Below are 2392 nucleotides of genomic sequence, written 5' to 3' on the forward strand. Positions count from 1 at the left end.
CACGGGTTCCGCCAGGTCGGAGGGGCGGATGCGGTACACGTTGAGCCGCATGTCGTAGTACTTGGTCGTCCGGGCGGCGCGCGGCCGCCGGGCGTGGACGGGATGGACCGGGCGCGAAGGGAAGCAGGGGTATGGCAGACATCGTGCACCGGCGGGTGGTGGTCGCCGGGGAGGTGCAGGGCGTCTTCTTCCGGGACACCTGCCGCCAGGAGGCCGTGGCGCGCGGCGTGGCGGGCTGGGTGCGCAATCGCCTCGACGGGACCGTCGAGGCCGTCTTCGAGGGCGCGCCCGAGCGGGTCGCGGAGATGCTCGCCTGGACGCACCACGGGCCGTCGGCCGCGTCCGTGGACGAGGTGTCCGTCGAGGGCGGCCGGCCGGAGGGGCTCACCGGCTTCGAGGTCCGGCCCACCCCCCGGTCATGACGGCGCGACCGGCCGGGCGGAACCGGCTGCCGCGGGAGTCCGGTCCGGCACCCGCCGGCGGCGGCGCACGCCGGCCCCGCGTCCCCGTTCCGTGGCCCGGCACGCCCCTCCGCGCCCCTCTCGGAACCGGCTCCCGGTGGCATCCTGAAGGGGTGGACGAGTCGGCGCTGCGCCTGCGTATCCCCGCCGGACTGCGGCTCTTTCTGGCGGCGCGTCACCGGGGCCGCGAGGTGCCGGTGACGGCCGACGGGACGTCCTCGCTCGGCCATCTGGTCGAGTCGGTGGGCGTTCCGCTGCCGGAGGTGGGCGCGCTGGTCGTCGACGGGCGTCCGGTGGAGCCCGGCTACCGGCCGCACGGCGGCGAGGTGGTGGAGGTGCGCCCGGTCTCCCGCCCGCAGGAGCCGGTCCCCGATCCGCTGCGGTTCGTCCTGGACGTCCATCTCGGCACGCTCGCACGGCGGTTGAGGCTGGTCGGGGTGGACGCGGCCTACCGCAACGACATGGACGACGACGCGCTGATCGAGCAGGCGAACACCGAGCGCCGGGTACTGCTGACCCAGGACCGGGGGCTGCTGCGGCGCCGGGCGCTGCGGCGGGGGGCGTATGTGCGCGGCGCCCGGCCCGACGCCCAACTCGCGGACGTCCTGGGCCGGTTCGCGCCCCGGCTGGCCCCCTGGACCCGCTGCATGGCCTGCAACGCCGCCCCGCTGTCGCCGGTCGACAAGGCGGCGGTCGCCCCTCTGCTCCGGCCGGGCACCCGGCGGACCTACGACCGGTTCATGCGCTGCCCGGACTGCGGAAAGGTCTACTGGCGCGGGGCGCACAGCGGCCGGCTGGAGGGGATCGTGCGGGCGGCGCGCCGGCTCACCGCCCTCGCCCTGGTCTCCGTCGTGCTGGTGGCGGGCCTGGCGGGGTGCACGGACTCCGGGTCGGAGGAGGAGCCGTCGCCGACGCGGTCACAGGAGGTCTCGCCCTTCACCGGGCTCCCGGCCCGGCCCGCGCCGGTGCTCGCCGTCAAGGTGGACAACGTCCCGCCGGCCCGGCCGCACACCGGCCTCGGCGCGGCCGACCTCGTCTATGTGGAGCAGGTCGAGGGCGGGTCGACCCGGCTCGTCGCCGTGCTGTCCTCGCGGCTGCCCTCGGCGCTGGGGCCGGTGCGCAGTGCGCGGGAGTCGGACATCGAGCTGCTGGAGCAGTTCGGCCGGCCCGCGCTGGCCTACTCCGGCGCGCAGTCCGCGCTGCGTCCCCTGCTGGAGAAGTCCCCGGTCCTCGCGGTGCCGCCGGGGAAGGCCCCGGACGCGTACTTCCGGGGCGGCGACCGTCCGGCGCCGCACAACCTCTACGTCCGCCCGGCGCGGGCTCTGGCCGCCGCGCCCGGCGCGAGCAGGGCGGCCGACATCGGGTTCCGGTTCGGCGCGGCGCCGGAGGGCGGGCGGCAGGTGACGGAGGAGACCGTGCGCTATCCGGCCGGCCGGTACGGCTTCACCTGGTCGGCGGAGGCCGGCCGGTGGCTGGTGTCCATGGACGGCACCCCGGCGCGCACCACGGACGGCGGGCGCGACGGCGCGGCGACGGTGGTGGTCCAGCGGATCACCATCCGCGACTCGACGCTCAAGGACAAGCTGGGCAGCGTCTCGCCGTACAGCGAGACGGTGGGCTCCGGCACGGCGCTGGTGCTGCGGGACGGCAAGGCGTACGACGCCCGGTGGAGCCGGTCCGACGCGGAGAGCGGCACCGACTTCACCACCCCGTCCGGGGACCCTCTGAACTTCGCCCGCGGGCCGGTGTGGGTGCTGCTCACCGGCGGCTGACGGGCCCGCTGTGCACTGTGCGCCCTGCGACTGCACTGCTGGGGGCCGGCGCGAGGCAGCGCACCCATGTCGTGGTGCCGGTCTCCACCCTGCACAAGCCGACGCTGCGGGCGCTGGCGTACGCGCGGGCCCTGAAGCCGGACAGCCTGGAGGCGGTCA

General features: G+C 76.4%; 2 protein-coding genes and 2 pseudogenes. All 4 read left to right on the plus strand.

Annotation, left to right across the window (positions count from 1 at the left end):
• Nucleotides 1-131 precede the first annotated feature (131 nt).
• Nucleotides 132-422 carry an acylphosphatase gene (locus ABT112_RS35010; RefSeq protein WP_351515815.1) on the plus strand — a complete coding sequence of 97 codons (291 nt, stop codon included), beginning with the start codon at nt 132-134 and terminating at the stop codon, nt 420-422.
• Between the two features lie 152 nt (nt 423-574).
• Nucleotides 575-1285 (plus strand): annotated as a pseudogene (locus ABT112_RS35515) (Mut7-C RNAse domain-containing protein); the annotation flags it as partial.
• 174 nt (nt 1286-1459) lie between these two features.
• Nucleotides 1460-2233: pseudogene (locus ABT112_RS35520) on the plus strand (DUF3048 domain-containing protein); the annotation flags it as partial.
• 71 nt (nt 2234-2304) lie between these two features.
• The coding region (locus tag ABT112_RS35525) for a hypothetical protein (protein ID WP_502975534.1) at nt 2305-2392 on the plus strand (88 nt) is incomplete at its 3' end.

Source organism: Streptomyces sp. NPDC002055, from assembly GCF_040296705.1.
Taxonomy (GTDB): Bacteria; Actinomycetota; Actinomycetes; order Streptomycetales; family Streptomycetaceae; genus Streptomyces.

Bases quoted from the DNA above. Each gene is read 5' to 3' on its own strand.
- ABT112_RS35010 (WP_351515815.1), top strand. From the start codon at position 132: ATGGCAGACATCGTGCACCGGCGGGTGGTGGTCGCCGGGGAGGTGCAG.